Source organism: Paenibacillus sabuli, assembly GCF_014705605.1.
In the GTDB taxonomy this organism is placed as follows: domain Bacteria; phylum Bacillota; class Bacilli; order Paenibacillales; family Paenibacillaceae; genus Paenibacillus_D; species Paenibacillus_D sabuli.
This window is the reverse complement of sequence record NZ_JACXIZ010000020.1, coordinates 17872-32588: the sequence shown is the minus strand read 5'-3', so window position 1 is coordinate 32588 and position 14717 is coordinate 17872. Positions and strand designations below refer to the sequence as shown.

Sequence of the window (14717 nt, the reverse complement as noted above, 5' to 3'; positions counted from 1 at the left end):
ATCGCGAATTGAAGCCAGTGCACATTTGTGGAGACTTCAATTATCCGCACTGTCCTTCACATTTTTGCTCATTTGGGCCCGGTATTGCGCGGGAGAGAGCTGGTACCGTTTTTTGAACAGCGTATAAAAATAAGTCGTATTGAAAATGCCGACCCGCTCGCTGATCGCGCCGATCGGCTCGTCCGTGCGCAGCAGCTCGCGCGCCTCTTCCATGCGCACCGAATTCAGATAGTCGTTGAACGACATGCCGGTCTGCGCCTTGAACAGCTTGCCGAGGTAGCCGCGCGAGAGGCCCACCTCGCCCGCCATCCACTCCAGCGACAGATCGGCGCGCGCATAATGCTCTGCGACATACGCGCAAATCCGATCCGCCACGGCCTTGCTCTGATTGCTCGTGGCCGCTTCCTGACGCTCGCATAGCTGCTGCACAATCCGGTGCAGCTCCTCGCTGATCTCCGCCAACGTCTCGAAGGCCGGCAGGCTCTGAAAGAACCGCAGCAGCAAATCGGCGCCCGTGTCGTCCTTGGCGATGCCGGCGCTGAGCTGCTTGTACAGCGTCGAGGCGAGCTGATTGAGACAAAACAGCGCCCGCTGATAATCCGCCGCGTACAGCTCCTTGACGAACTGATCGATCTCGGCGGCCGCCTTGGAGTGCTGCCCGGCGCGAATCGCCTCGAGCAGCCGCTTCTCCGGCTTGTCCGGATACGGGCGATCCGCGCGCGCCGCCGCATCCGCGGTCTCGTGCAGCGGCTCGAAGATTCGCCCCTTGCCCTCGAAAAAGCGGCGCCGGCTGCTGGACTTGGCCGTCAGATACGACTCCCGAATCTGCTTGATATTCGGCACGATGCCGCCGATGCCGATCGTCAGGGACAGCTTGAAGTAGGCGCCGACCTTGCTCTTCAGCTCGTGCAGCAGTTCGTGCAGCTGCGGCGGGAACCGGTCCTCCTCCGGCTGCAGCAGGATGCCGATTTCTCCTTCTTCTATTATAAGGAGCTTCAGCTTGAACAGCCCCGACAGCAGCTCCTCCGATATGTTGCAGATCGAAAAATGCACCAGCGATTGGGTCTGCTCCGTGTTGCCCTTGCGGAATTGCTCGAGCGAATCGATCGCGATGAGCACGACCGCAAAATGCCGTCCCTCCCAATCCATGGCGAATTGATTGGAGAGATCGACCTGGCTGCCCTTGAAATAATTGAGCAGCTCCGCCCGCTTGGCTACCGAAAGCGCAGACTCCATCGCGCTTAGCCGCTCCGCATCGTCGGCGAATTTCGTCTGCAGCAGGTCGAATTCGTTGACGCGGATCGACCGCTGCCCGGGGCCTCCGCTGAACTGCACCGCCATTTTGTCCAGCAGGTTGCGAATCGGATTGTACGTCTGATTGGTCAGCCAGACCGAGACGAGGAAGCTCAGCGCGAACATGATCAGCGCGATGGCCAGCGTCCACCATTTGATGGCATTCATATTGAACAGCAGGTCTTCGTATTTGCTGACGTTCACGAACACCCAGTTCATTTCCGCCGACTTGACGTAGCTGACCAGATTGCGCTGGCCGCGCACAGTCATGTCGAAGTAGCCTTCCTCAGCCTCGGCCCCAAGAATGCGCTGCACATAAGGCTCGTCCGACAGGTTGCTCATGAATTGACCGCTGCTGGAGTGGGTGATGACGACCCCCTCCTGGTTCATCACGAACAGCGAATCGAAGCTGTTGTTTTTGTACCCGCCGATCAGACGCTGCACGTATTGCTCGTTGATATTAATGACGATGATGCCGCCCGACGGCAGCTGGGTATAATAGCTCGGCAGCAAAAAGAACGTCAGCACGTTCGCCTCGCTGCCCCCGTAGCCTGGCGCGCGCACCTGGCGCGGCACAAAATTGAAGTACGCCTGCCGCGTATCCTCCAGCTGCCCCAAATTGTCGCGTTCCTCCTCGAACGAAACGCCCTTCGTATTGATATATTGCCCGGCCGAGCGATTGTAGATGCCGATCGAATGAATAAACGGATAAGCCGCCTGAATCGTATTCAAGCTGCTGGCGGCATGATACTCTTTGATGCGATCGCGCTCGCGGTCTGCCATTGCGGTGACGATCGCCTTGTCGTTGAGCACCTGATTGCCGATATTGTACACCTGGTCTTTGATTACCTTGGCGACGAAGCTGTTTTGCTGCAGCATCGATTCGGAGATGCTGCCCACTTCCCTGGCCGTGCTCCAGGAGAACAAGCCGAACAGGACGGCGCACACGATGCCGATGACGATCGAGGTCAGCAGCAAAAAGCTTAGAAACATGTTGCGGTAGACCGAGTAACGAAGCATCCGATGTCTGATTTTCATTTTTACATTATAGCCGATCTTTGAAGTGAAATAGAAGGCGATGCTGCAAAATTGAAGAAACCGCCAAAATTCAAAATGCGAAAACCATTGATTTATAGAGGTTTTTCACAATTCAAAGTTTACCGCCGCCTAGCTCGTTCCATACACTGAAGTTCATAGCGAATGTGACCGAAACGACACGTAAGCTAACACGAGGCTAGACCTGAGGGGCGCCCGCAGCGCCGCAGCCGAGCTGCAAGTCGCCCCGACTAAATCAATTCTAGTGAGAGGAAGTGAATGGCAGCATGAACGAACCGAAGAAGAAAAAAGGATTGCTGAACGAGCTGCGGAATAATTTTTCCGCCTATGTGCTCGTCATCCCGGCCGCCCTGTACACCTTGATTTTTGGGTACATCACGATGCCCTACATGCTGATCGCCTTTCAGAAATTCAATTACCGCACCGGCATCTTTGGATCCGAATGGATCGGACTGGACAACTTCCGCTTTTTCTTCTCGTCCTCGCGCGCGTGGCAGATTACCTTTAACACGCTGAAGCTGAACTTTCTGTTCATCGTCGTCGGCACGCTCGTCGCGCTCGCCCTGGCGATTCTGTTCAATGAACTGCGCAGCCGCTGGTTCTCCAAGGTGACGCAATCGACCATCTTGTTCCCCCACTTCCTGTCGTGGGTCGTGGTCAGCTACATCATCTACAGCATCTTCTCCACCGAGTACGGACTGGCCAATCGGATGCTGGATACGATCGGACTCGATCGCATCAATTGGTACGCCTCGCCCGAGTACTGGACTGCCATACTGGTCAGCTCCAATGTGTGGAAGGATGTCGGCATCTCGCTCGTCATCTACCTGGCTGCGATCACCGGCATCGACGGCAGCTACTACGAGGCCGGGCAGATCGACGGCGCCAACCGCTGGCAGCTCGTGCGGCACATCACGCTGCCGCTGCTCATGCCGACGGTCATCATCCTGTCGATGCTCTCGCTGGGCAAGATCATGTACGGCAGCTTCGATATGATCTACGCGATCGTCAAGGACAACGGTCTGCTGTATCCGACGACCGACGTCATCGACACATATGTATTCCGCTCGCTGCGCAATATCGGCAACCCGGCGCAAGCGATGGCGATCGGACTGTATCAGGCTGTGGTGGGCTTCATTCTCGTCTGGGGCAGCAACAAGCTCGTACGCCGCATTAATCCGGACAACGCCCTGTTCTAAGGAAAGGAGAAGAACGCCATGCCAAGAAATCGCCTGTTCGACGTCTTCAATTATGTTGTGATCACGGCGGTCGCGCTCATCTGTACGCTGCCGATGCTGCTTATACTCATCGTGTCGTTCACCGAGGAGAAGGTCATTCAAAACAACGGGTATCAATTTTTCCCCGAGACGTTTTCGTTTGACGCCTACAACTTGCTGCTGTTCGGCAATACGCCGCTATATCAGAGCTACTTCATCTCCATCGTCGTCACCGTGCTCGGCACGGCGGTCGCCGTCGTCATCACCGGCATGGCCGGCTATACGATCTCGACGCGCCATCTGAAGTACCGCAATCAGCTCGCGGTGTTCTTCTTTATCACGATGGTCTTCAACCCGGGGATCGTGCCGTGGTACCTGGTCAGCACCGGGATGGGGCTGCAGAATACGATCTGGGCGCTCATCATTCCGACGCTGCTGTTCAACCCGTTCAACCTGTTCCTCGTGCGGAACTATATGAAGGAAATTCCCGATTCGCTGACCGAGGCTGCCCGCATCGACGGCGCCAACGACATCTACATCGCATTCCGGATCTTCTTCCCGCTCAGCCTGCCGGTGCTCGCGACGATCACGTTGTTCTACGGCATCGCGTATTGGAATAACTGGTTCAATGCAATCATGCTCGTCGACAAAGCTAATCTGTACCCGCTGCAATACCTGCTCTTCAAGCTCAATTCGGAGATCAGTATGATTCAGCAAATGCAGAGCATGATGGACGTCTCCACCTCTGCCGTGCTGCCGAGCGAATCGGTGAAGATGGCAACGGCCATTCTGACGATAGGGCCGATCGTGCTGTTCTACCCGTTCCTGCAGAAGTACTTCATCAAAGGGCTGTTGATCGGCTCGGTGAAGGGGTAAAACGCCTCATACGTCCAGTCGCCGGTGTTCACTCATGTCCAGTCGTCAGTGTGCGCCGGTGTCTATTAGATGGTCGACTGCGCGACACGATAGGTTTCGTTTTCCAAAAACCCCCTCTGACGGACAAAAGTGTCCGCTGGAGGGGGTTATTTTGAAATGCGAGGGCAGCACCTCGACGGGAATACGAATTCGATCTACGTGTGCACCCGCCTCCGACGGGAAGACATTCGCTATGCGTATGCTTCGTCTCCGCCGGAATGGCATTCGCTATGGGGTGAGCAGCCGCGCGGCCTCAGCGCAGCCTGAAGCGAAGCCGAGTCCGGGCACGCCTGCGAGATACAGCCGTCCAGTCGACGAATTGTAGGTCAAGCGGCAATCCTCTGAGGCTAGCCGTCGATGCCGTAGTCCTTCAACACCTCGCTGACGCGTACGCGCTCGCCGCCGCGATCTGCGCTGCGCCGCATCGCTTCCAGCAGCGCAATCGTCGTCACTCCCTCGCGGATATCGGGCAGCGGGGCGGCGCCGCGATCGAGACATTGGGCGAAGTATTCGATATAATTCTGATATTCCCCGGCATGATGACTCTCGCCCTCGAAGCGGAAGTAGTAGCCATGCTTGTCCGCGAAGTCTTGCCGCCGCTTGCCCTCGCCGCTGAAGTGCGTGTGATAGGTCAGATTCAGATACTCCGCCCGCGAGCTGCCCTGCGTGCCGCGCAGCGTGCAGCCGATCGACGGCTCCGCGTCGCGGCCCAGCCCGGGCATCGTGTAGCTGCCGGCGATCGTGCCGATCCGCCCGACCTCGTCGCGCACGACGAAGCGCATGCTGTCCCACGCCTCCACCCCGTAATCCCGGCTCGTGCTGCTGCACTGGCCGTACCCGGTCACTTCCAGCTCGCCGGGCATGTACCAGCGCACCAGGTCGGCGGCGTGGATCATGAAATTGTACATCCAGCTGAAGCCCTGCTGGCGGCTCCAGCCGCGCTCCAGGAACCAGCGGCCGTCGGTGATGTAGTGCGCCTCCACCGTCTGCAGCTCGCCGTGGCGGCCGGCTTCGAAGTCGCGGCGCTGATGGAGCATCGGCTCGAAGAAGCGCGAGCTCTGGCCCACGAAGACATGCTTGCCGCTACGCTCGGCGAGGCGGATCAGTTCCTCCGCGCCCTCCAGCGAGACGAGCAGCGGCTTCGTGCAGACGACGTGCTTGCCGGCCTCCAGCGCCAGCCGGACATGCTCGTGATGGAGCTGATCCGGCGTATAGATCGCGATGACGTCGATCTCCGGATCCTCCAGCAGCTCGCTATAGCGCGTCGTCCAGCGCGCGAAGCCGAACTCCTCGGCCCGCTCGCGGCAGACGTCTTCGTTCAAGTCGCAGATCGCGTGCAGTTGCCAGCGGTCGCTGGCCAGGGCCGCAGACATGATGCTGCGCCCCTCGCCCAGACCGACGACGCCCAGTCGATACGTGGTCATTTCGGCATGTCCTCCTTGCTTAGTTGACGGCGTCATACGCTTCCTGATAGATCGCGATCATCCGCTCCAGTCCCATGCTGCTCAGGTTGGCCAGATAGCTGTCCCATTCCGCGTCGACGTCCATTTCACCGATGATGAAGCGCGCCAGCGACTGGTCGACATAGTCCTTGATCGTCTTCTCCAGATCGGCGAGCTCCGTGCTCTGCTCCTCGGTGAAGTACAGATTCGGGATCGCCATCGCGAGCGGCGCTTGATACGGCGCGTAATTATCGTGCGTCTCGTTGTACAAGATGACCTCCAGATTCACTTCCGGACTGTCTCCCGCCGACCAGCTCAGACGCGCTGCGCTGCTATTGTAGGCCGGCGCCTTCTGGTACCAGTGATTGTTGGTGATGCCGCCATAGGGCGTGATCGACTCGAATCGGGCGACGCCGCCGTCGATGCTTGCCGCGCCTTCCCCCGCTTCCTTGAAGTCCTCGCCAGGGATGCCCATCTGCGCGCGGTTCATGATGTCTTCGTCGAAAAAGCCGTCCAGCCAGCGCAGCGCCACTTCGGGATGCTCGGCCGCGGTTGTGATGACGGCCTTGCCCGAGGTGAACTGGTACGGATTGCTCACGGCGTAGCGGACGCCGTCCGGACCTTCCAGCGGGGGCACAGTCGTGTAGTCGAGCCAGCGGCCGCTCGCACCGCCGATCTCCGCGCCATTGCCGACGTAGATGCCGGGGAAGGCGCCCAGGATCGGAGCCTCGGCATGTTCGCCGAGCTGACGCAGTTGCTGCTCATCCTGCGTGAACGATTCGCCCGCGATCAGGCCGTCGGCATAGAGCCGGTTCAGGTACTTCAGCCCCTCCTTCCAGCCGGACTGAGTGAAGCTCGTCGTGACGCTGCCGTCCTCCAGGTACATGCGGGTGCTCGGCGTGTAGACGAATGCATTCATCAGGAACATCTCCACCTGCAGCTCGACCGCCTTGGACGCGCCCGGCCGTATCGCGCCTGCAAGCGGAATCTCGTCGGCCTTGCCGTTGCCGTTCGGGTCGTCCTCCTTGAAGGCCTTCAGCACCGTATAGAATTCCTCCGTCGACTGCGGCATCGTCATCCCGATCGCCTCCAGGAACGGCTCATACATCCACAGCTTGAACGGCATGGAGCAGTGATAGCACTCGTTGATCTCCGGCAGGCTATAGATGTTGCCGTCCGGGGTCACCAGCGCGTCGTAGTATTTCGGCTGCTCCTCGAAGGCCTGCTTCATATAGTAACCATGCTCCTCGATCAAGTCGTTGAGCGGCTGGAAGACGCCCTGCGGGCCGTAGATCATCTCCTGCGCCCTGGATACGCCCATGCCGAGGAAGATGTCCGGCAGATCGCCGCTCGCGAGCCGCAGATTCAACGTCTCCGCCGAGCCCCCGACCGGCGCCACCTCGAAGTTCACCTTGACATTGGTCTGCTCCTCGTACCACTTCGTGAAGGCGTTCGTCTGGAAATCCTCGACATTGGAATCGCCGGCGATCAGCACGGTCAGCTCGACCGGCTCCTCCACGATGGGAAAAGCGCCGGGCTCGGTCAGCACCACGCTTCCGCTTGCGCTGCCGTTCCCCTCTCCCGCTTCCGTCTCTGCACTACCGCCGTTGTTGCCGCTGCATGCGGCCAGGACAAGCATCGCCGCCAGCAGCAGAATGCTCATACGCGTCCATTTTTTCATCTTGCTTCGCCTCCCCGAATCCTGTTATGGTGGTCTATTCTTCCTTGCTTGCGATCCCCTTGCTTCATTCCGCTTGTACGCCGCTTATTGCCGGAGCCGGGCCGTCAGCCCTTGAGCGAACCGATCATCACCCCCTTGACGAAGTGCTTTTGCACGAACGGATAGATGACCAGCACCGGCACGCTGGCAACGACGATCAGCGCATACTTGAGCAACTGGCGCAAGCCGTCCCGCTCGGCGGCGACGCGGACGTCGGTAATGAGCGAGGCGTCGACCTCGTTGCGGACCAGGATGTCGCGCAGCACCATCTGAAGCGGATACAGCTCCGGATTGCGCAGATAGAGCATCGCCTGGAAGTATTGGTTCCAGTGCCCGACGGCGTAGAACAGACACAAGACGGCAATGATCGGCGCCGACAGCGGCAGCACGATGCGGAAGAAAAATTTGAAATCCGTGCAGCCGTCGATCTGCGACGCCTCGAGCAGCGCATCGGGAATCGTCACCTGAAAAAAGGTGCGGGCGATGATCAGGTTCCACACCGCCAGCGCCGTCGGCAGGATGAGCGACCAGCGCGTGTCGAGCAACCCCAGATCCTTGACGACCAGATAGACGGGGATCAAGCCCGCGTGAAACAGCATCGTAAACACGCACAGCATCATCACCAGGCTTCGCCCGCGCAAATCCTTGCGGGAGAGCGCATAGGCTCCGGTAATCGTAATGGCCACATTGATCAGCGTGCCCACGCCGGTGTAAAAAATCGAATTGGCAAAGCCGCTCCATACCCGCTTGTATTCGAAGACGGCCGCGTAGCCGCGCAAGGTCGGCTCCACCGGCCACAGCCACACCTTGCCGGCCAAGACGGCCGAAGGCGAGCTGAACGAAGCGCTTACAATGTAGAGGAGCGGGTACAGGACGAGTACGGACACGAGCAGCAGGAACGCGCCGTTGAGCAGCGTGAATACGCGGTCCGATAACGAATCTTTAATTGCCGTTGTACGCATTGCGGCCTCCTTTCTACCACAGACTGGACTGGCCGGCCCGTTTGGCGATGGTGTTGACGGTGAGCAGCAGGATCAGACTGACCACCGACTTGAACAGTCCGATGGCGGTGGCGAAGGAGAAGTTCGCCGCCTGCGACAGCAATCCGACCTTGTACACATAGGTGTCGATAATTTCCGAGGTGCTCAGATTGAGCGGGTTTTGCATCAAGAAGACCTTTTCGAACCCGATGTTGAGCATTTGGCCGGTGTTGAGAATGAGCAGCACGACGGCAATCGGCAGGATGCCCGGCAGGTCGATGTGCCAGATGCGCTGCAGCTTGGACGCGCCGTCCACGACGCCCGCCTCGTGCAGCGTCGGATCGATGCCGGCGAGCGCCGCCAAATAAATGATGCAGGCAAAGCCGGTGTTCTGCCAGACGGCGGACCAGACGAAGATGGACTTGAACATGCTCGATTCCGCCATAAAATTGATCGGTCCAATCGAGAACGCGCCGAGCAATTGATTGATAAACCCGGTGCGCGGGTCCATGAATTGCATCAGCATGCCGACCATGACCACCACCGAAATGAAATACGGCGCGTACGTAATCATCTGCACCGACTTCTTGATCAGCTGGGTGCGCACGTAGTTAAGGCTGAGCGCCAGTATGATCGGCATTGGAAAGCTTGCAATCAGCTCGTACAGACTCAGTCCGATCGTATTGCGCATAATCATCCAGAAATCGTACGAGTTGAAAAAACGCGTGAAATGATCAAAGCCGACCCACGGGCTTTCCCAAATGCCTGCGACTACGTTGTAGCGCTTGAACGCAATCTGCGCGCCGTACATCGGATAATATTGAAAGATAAACAAGTATGCCAGCGTAGGCAGCAGCAGCACGTAGAGCTGCCAGCGCTGCATGATGCCGATCAGCGCTTTGCGGCGCCGCTCGGAGCGGGGCTGCGGCTTCAGATGCAGTGCATTTGCAGGCTGCTCCATGGCCATCAAAAAACACCTCCCTCTAAAATGGTAAATTGCATTCGCTAAATGAAAGCGTAAACAACTTGTAAATCCATTATGATTATTTTAGTTTGTTTAGTAAATATCCACCTCTACTTTACCCGGCTTTTTTTAATAATCGGCGTTTATCCCGATTTCTTTTTTTGTGCAATTGTTAAGATTGGCCTTCGGAAAAACCTTCGAGAACCGTTGCAATCCGCGGAAAAAGGCCCCGTCGGGATGGACGAGGCCTGGATCGGAGACAAGGAAAAAGCGGGCAAGCGACCTTTACAGCAAAACGAGAGTCTCGGGAGCTACAGCTTTTCTTCGAGTCGCAATTTCCGATACGCCGTGGCGCTCATGCCGTGAATTCGTTTGAACGCACGACCGAACGAGCTTGCCGTGTTGTAGCCGACCTGCCGGGCAATCTCACCGACGCTCAGCTCGCTCACCGCCAGCAGCTCGCGGACGCGATTCATGCGCAGCCGCTCCAGGTCGTCGGAGAAGTTCAGACCGGTCTGTTCCTTGTAAAATTGGGACAAGTACACCTCCGACAGCTGAAAGCGTTCAGCGACGAGCACCAGACTAAGCTCCGGGTTGGCATAGGAGCTGCGCACGTAATCAACGATTCGATCGCGCAGCCCCTCGTTGCGGCTGCGCTTGCGCTCGTGCATCTCCCTGCCTACGCTCAGCAGCAGCTCCCGCAGCGCGGCGAACATCTCGGCGGGATCGCCCTGCTCGTCCAGCCGCAGCAAAATGTGCTCGAGCTGACGCTGACGCTCGCCGTCGGCGCCGCCCGGCAGCTCGGCCAGTCTCATGGCGACTTCGCCAAGATTGTACAGCAGCAGACGCAGCAGCGACAGACTCAGCTCGCGATCGTGGAAATTGTCGCGCTCAATCCGGTCGAGCAGCGCCCCCGCTTCCTCGGTGTTGCCCGCCTTGAGCAGGTGCAGCAACCGCGTCTCCTGCTCCGTCGTATAGGCATAACTGAGCACGTTGCGCGGCTGTCCGTCATGCCTCACGATCCGCGCTTCCTCCTCGCGATATCCGGCTGTCGCCAGCATGCGGCGGGCTTCTTCGCAGGAGCGGGCAATTTCGCCGCCGGCAGCGTACACGCCGCCGCAAGCCAATACGCAACGCATCTGCAGGCGTTCGAGCAAGATCCGATCGATACGCTCGACGAGCGCCTCCATCTCTTTGGCCGCTCGCTCCAATTCATCAGTCGCAGTGGTGTAGAGCAGAGCGAGCTTGTCGCCGCCCAGATCATGCAGATGGCAGCCGGCCGGCAGAGCGCCGGATAGCGCCTCCTTGGCCAAGACACGCAACCGGACCAGCCTGGCAGGCGAAGCATCCGTCTGCAGGGTCTCGGCTACCGGCCGCTGATCGAGCTGAATGACACATACGCCGCTGCACCCGCCGAGCAGTTCGACTCCGGCGTGTTGCCGCATGCGCATAATCTCGTCTTGCGTGACGAGCTCGCCCTTGAGCAGACGCTCAAAAAAGGCGAACCGCAGCAGCGGAAGCTGCGCCTCGATCTTGGTCTCCAGCTCATCCTTGTTGACCCAGAGCCGCTCCAGCGTGCCCTCGATCAGGCCGTACGCATCCCGGGCCTCATGATCCGCAGCTTCGCCGCCGAAGCGTTCGCGGACGCGCTGCACGAGCTCGCGCAGCGGCCGGCTGCCGCGATACGCCATGTAGACGGCGATGAGCAATCCGACTGCCAGCGACATGAGCAACGTCGTCCAGATGGTACGCTGCACGGCGCTGACCGTGTCGAGCACCGCCGATGTCGGCTGCATCGCGACGTAGGTCCAGTCGCTGTGTGCAGAGGTCGTATAGTTGACCGTCGCCTCCTTGCCGTCCAACTCGCGCTTGAATTGGCCGGAGCTGCCATAGGGCAACTCGGGCATCGGCATTGTCCCGGATGTTGGAATCTCTTCCTGCGCGGTCGAGACGATGACACTGCCGTCTGCGCCGGCCAGGTAGGCTCGCCCCTCCTCGGCATGGACGAGCCGAGCGAGCAGGCTGCGGATCTCCGATTCGCGGATCAGGATGACCACGACTCCCTTGGAGGAATGCGGCATGCCGATCGAGTGCAGATACGTCACCATGCGCTCGCGCTTGCCGCGCACGTCCATCTCCCGGGCAGGCAGGATGCGCTTGTAGTGATAGCCGTCGCCGAGCATCTCCCGCCACTGTGCCGCATCCAGATCCGTATAGCCGTATATATCGCTGTAGAATGCGGGCAGCCGATAGCTCGTATTGGCGGAGATGACCATGTCGCTGGCTTGATAGTAGAGATAATAGTCGGCGATAAAATTGTTTGATTGCTTGTAATCGTAGAGCTCCTTCACCAGCTCGAGCGTACGATACGTGGAGACGCCTTCAAAGGGCTCGGTCACAGTCTGATAATTGGTGACCCGCGGCGCGTTGGATAGCTGGCTGACGATCATCTCCAACTCGCTGAGCCGCCGATCGAGAATGTTTTTGGTCTGTTCCAGCGCTTGCCGATTCACCTCCAGCACGTCGCGCTCCATCACATTCAGCGTGTGATAATACGTGTACATGCTGATGCCGTGCGTGACGATCAGGATGAGCAAATAAGGGACAAAAAAACGAATCATCAGCTTGTGCACGCCCCGTCCTCCCGTATGAAAAGTTGTTTGCGCTTACATCGCAACTCTGCCGACCGTGCAACCTCGTAATTTACGCTTATTTCTGCTTTTGACGCGCATCGGGCCGTGTAACCTCGTATTTTACGCTTATTTCTGCTTTTGACGCACATCGGGCCGTGTAACCTCGTAATTTACGCTTATTTCTGCTTTTGACGCACATTCGTCCCTGCAACCTCGTATTTTACGCTTATTTCTACTCGTCCGTTCAACTTGCGCATGCATTGGCCGCTTGCCCGCTGGCACGTCTCCCTCTGCCTGCCTTCCTGCACAAATAAAACCGTCATGCCGTGGGCAGGTCCGTGGACCAAGCCTTGCGCATGACGGTGTCCGCGTTGCGATAATCGGTGTGTCGCCCAACGTAAGCTTCATCATATCACGCCCGTCTTTTGGCTGCAATTCGCCGCAGCAATAATTGACCGGCAGCAGCCTAGAGAACGGAGGAGACGCGAGGTGACGCTTTGAATCTATCTCGGGCTACCTCGGGCTACCTTTCGCCTTTGTCTTGCTCACGCACAGACTCGCCGCCGCTACGGCGATGACCGCGATAATGGCGCTGCATGCTTTCCTTCTTTTCGATCCAGCCGCCGATCCGGGTAAACACGAAGCAGACCAACATCGTGAACAAGACGATGCCGTAAAAACCGGCGCCGATGCCCACGCCGACGCCGCCGGCGAAAAATATCATGGCCGCGCTGGTCAGTCCCTTGACCTCAAAGCCGCTCTTCATAATAACGCCTGCCCCGAGAAAACCAAGACCGGTCACGATCTGTGCGGCCAGACGCATCGGGTCCATCATCGTGTGCTCGTGTATGCCGCTGTATACGCCGACGCTCTCGATCGACACGATCGTGATCAACGTGGAGGCGACCGCGACGAACGTAAACGTTTTGACGCCGGCCGGCTTGTTCTTATGCGTTCGGTCGAAGCCGATCAGCAGTCCGAGCAGCGCGCTGAGCACGATGCGGATGTAAATGTCATACGGCCCGGCAAAAGTCCGGACCCAGTCGAGCAATGGATCTTCCATTCGACTCCCTCCCCCTACCAGCATATTGCTTTCATATCGCTTTCATATCGCTTTCATATCTGTTTACATTTTCTTAACAATATCGATTTTTTTAAATTTGTCAAGCGAATTTTGAACGCGCTTCGGGCGAATTTCGATGTAGGCTTTTCGAAACGGCTCCGGGAGGGTAAAAGAAAATAAGGAGGTGATGAACGTGGATATGCTCTTCTTGCCGATCATGATTGTCGTCATCCTCGCCACTGCGGGATCCTTCTATACGTATTCGCGTGATGAGATTAATGAGTAAGCACATACTTATGAACGTCAACGTCATTCAAGCGGCTGTCCTTCACGTTCGAACATCTCGATTTTTCCGAGCATCTCAATTCTTCGAGATTCTCCTACAAAGTTTCGTCAAAGGTTCGTCGAACAAGCAACCCATAAGCTGCCCAGCGTCCACGACGCTCTGCAACGCGCCGCCGTCCGATTCGGCTAGGTCGCTTCGCTGCAGAGGCCGTGGACGCTTTGTTTTGGCCTATCCAATGCCACTAGCCCCCTTCACCCTCCCGAAAACCGATAACGCAGCCTGTAGTCGGACGGATTGACCCCGATCTTGGCCGTGAAGACGCGGCAAAAATAGGAGCCGTTGTCGTAGCCGCAGCGGCAGGCAATGGACTCGAGCGTGTCCTCCGTCTCCACCAGCAGCGTCGTCGCCTCGTCCAGCCGCAGCTTGGTCAGATACGCCAGCGGCGCTTGACCATATGCCGCTTGGAAGCGGCGGGTCAGGCGCGACGGATCAAGCCGCAGACGCCGCGCGGTCTGACGCAGCGTATAGCCGGGCTCTAGCGCATGGGCGTCGATCTCCTCGCGCACACGCCGCATGAGCGGGTCGGCCGGACTGCGCGTGGCCTCGGCCAACACGCGGTCCAACTCGCACTGCAGCAGCAAATCGGCAACCAGCCGGTCGCGATACAGATGCGGTTGCAAGTCAGGCACCGTCCGATTCTCCTGCAGCCGGCGCAGATAGGCGAAGGTCGACTTGAGCCGCAGCGGGTCGGATACTGTCACCTTCGCCGGCGGATGGCGCCGCTGTCCGCCGCCCGCCTCTTGCTCGGTCCAGTCGAATTGAAAATGATGAAAGCGAATCGGCGATAACGCCCTTCGGCGAAACGGAACCCCGGGCGGACAAAAAATCAGATCGCCGAAGCCGGCCTCGCCCCGCTCGTCCCCGATCGCATACGTGAAACGGCCGCTCTCCACGGTCAACAGCGCCACGCGCGGCGTCGTCTGCTCGGCCATCATGAAGTCGGAGAACGGCCCCGCAAAAATATAGTGGCGCACCTGAATCGGCGCATGCGCCATTTGCGTCCATGCTTCCATATCGGACCCTCCAGCAAGCGCTTACTAATACGCTGAATGTAGGACTTTCGAATTTCACTTTACCGCCCCACAGCA

At 58.4% G+C, this 14717-nt stretch carries 10 protein-coding genes; 2 read left to right on the top strand and 8 right to left on the bottom strand.

The window, feature by feature from the left end:
- Window positions 1–36 precede the first annotated feature (36 nt).
- Window positions 37–2331 (bottom strand): helix-turn-helix domain-containing protein, encoded by a 2295-nt coding sequence (locus tag IDH44_RS12245; protein WP_190918039.1) that lies wholly within the window; start codon window positions 2329–2331, stop codon window positions 37–39.
- Window positions 2332–2615: 284 nt separating this feature from the next.
- On the opposite strand from IDH44_RS12245, the gene IDH44_RS12240 reads away from it, so the two are divergent.
- On the top strand, window positions 2616–3548 hold the full coding sequence (locus tag IDH44_RS12240; RefSeq protein WP_190918037.1) for an ABC transporter permease: 933 nt from the start codon (window positions 2616–2618) through the stop codon (window positions 3546–3548).
- Between the two features lie 18 nt (window positions 3549–3566).
- Window positions 3567–4442 carry a carbohydrate ABC transporter permease gene (locus IDH44_RS12235; RefSeq protein WP_190918035.1) on the top strand — a complete coding sequence of 292 codons (876 nt, stop codon included), beginning with the start codon at window positions 3567–3569 and terminating at the stop codon, window positions 4440–4442.
- A gap of 386 nt (window positions 4443–4828) precedes the next feature.
- Here IDH44_RS12235 and IDH44_RS12230 read toward each other — a convergent pair whose 3' ends face one another.
- The 7 genes from IDH44_RS12230 to IDH44_RS12200 form a co-directional block, all read right to left on the bottom strand.
- Window positions 4829–5905: a Gfo/Idh/MocA family protein gene (locus IDH44_RS12230; protein ID WP_190918033.1), complete on the bottom strand. Its 1077-nt coding sequence runs from the start codon at window positions 5903–5905 to the stop codon at window positions 4829–4831.
- A 19-nt stretch (window positions 5906–5924) separates the two neighbouring features.
- The gene (locus IDH44_RS12225; RefSeq protein WP_190918031.1) at window positions 5925–7604 is read right to left on the bottom strand and encodes an extracellular solute-binding protein; all 1680 of its coding nucleotides are present in this window, start codon (window positions 7602–7604) and stop codon (window positions 5925–5927) included.
- Between the two features lie 104 nt (window positions 7605–7708).
- Window positions 7709–8605: a carbohydrate ABC transporter permease gene (locus IDH44_RS12220; RefSeq protein ID WP_190918029.1), complete on the bottom strand. Its 897-nt coding sequence runs from the start codon at window positions 8603–8605 to the stop codon at window positions 7709–7711.
- 13 nt (window positions 8606–8618) lie between these two features.
- Complete coding sequence (locus IDH44_RS12215; RefSeq protein ID WP_397326768.1) at window positions 8619–9590, bottom strand: ABC transporter permease; 972 nt, start codon at window positions 9588–9590, stop codon at window positions 8619–8621.
- A gap of 308 nt (window positions 9591–9898) precedes the next feature.
- Complete coding sequence (locus IDH44_RS12210) at window positions 9899–12220, bottom strand: AraC family transcriptional regulator (RefSeq protein WP_190918027.1); 2322 nt, start codon at window positions 12218–12220, stop codon at window positions 9899–9901.
- 523 nt (window positions 12221–12743) lie between these two features.
- Entirely contained in the window at window positions 12744–13283 is a 540-nt protein-coding gene (locus IDH44_RS12205; protein WP_190918025.1) for an MgtC/SapB family protein, read from the bottom strand.
- Between the two features lie 537 nt (window positions 13284–13820).
- Window positions 13821–14642: an AraC family transcriptional regulator gene (locus IDH44_RS12200; protein WP_190918023.1), complete on the bottom strand. Its 822-nt coding sequence runs from the start codon at window positions 14640–14642 to the stop codon at window positions 13821–13823.
- Window positions 14643–14717 lie beyond the last annotated feature (75 nt).

What these genes read in the sequence shown, in the direction of transcription:
- IDH44_RS12240 (WP_190918037.1), top strand. Translation starts at nt 2,616, where the DNA reads ATGAACGAACCGAAGAAGAAAAAAGGATTGCTGAACGAGCTGCGGAAT.
- IDH44_RS12225 (WP_190918031.1), bottom strand. Translation starts at nt 7,604, where the DNA reads ATGAAAAAATGGACGCGTATGAGCATTCTGCTGCTGGCGGCGATGCTT.
- IDH44_RS12220 (WP_190918029.1), bottom strand. Translation starts at nt 8,605, where the DNA reads ATGCGTACAACGGCAATTAAAGATTCGTTATCGGACCGCGTATTCACG.
- IDH44_RS12205 (WP_190918025.1), bottom strand. Translation starts at nt 13,283, where the DNA reads ATGGAAGATCCATTGCTCGACTGGGTCCGGACTTTTGCCGGGCCGTAT.
- IDH44_RS12230 (WP_190918033.1), bottom strand. Translation starts at nt 5,905, where the DNA reads ATGACCACGTATCGACTGGGCGTCGTCGGTCTGGGCGAGGGGCGCAGC.
- IDH44_RS12245 (WP_190918039.1), bottom strand. Translation starts at nt 2,331, where the DNA reads ATGAAAATCAGACATCGGATGCTTCGTTACTCGGTCTACCGCAACATG.
- IDH44_RS12235 (WP_190918035.1), top strand. Translation starts at nt 3,567, where the DNA reads ATGCCAAGAAATCGCCTGTTCGACGTCTTCAATTATGTTGTGATCACG.
- IDH44_RS12215 (WP_397326768.1), bottom strand. Translation starts at nt 9,590, where the DNA reads ATGGCCATGGAGCAGCCTGCAAATGCACTGCATCTGAAGCCGCAGCCC.
- IDH44_RS12200 (WP_190918023.1), bottom strand. Translation starts at nt 14,642, where the DNA reads ATGGAAGCATGGACGCAAATGGCGCATGCGCCGATTCAGGTGCGCCAC.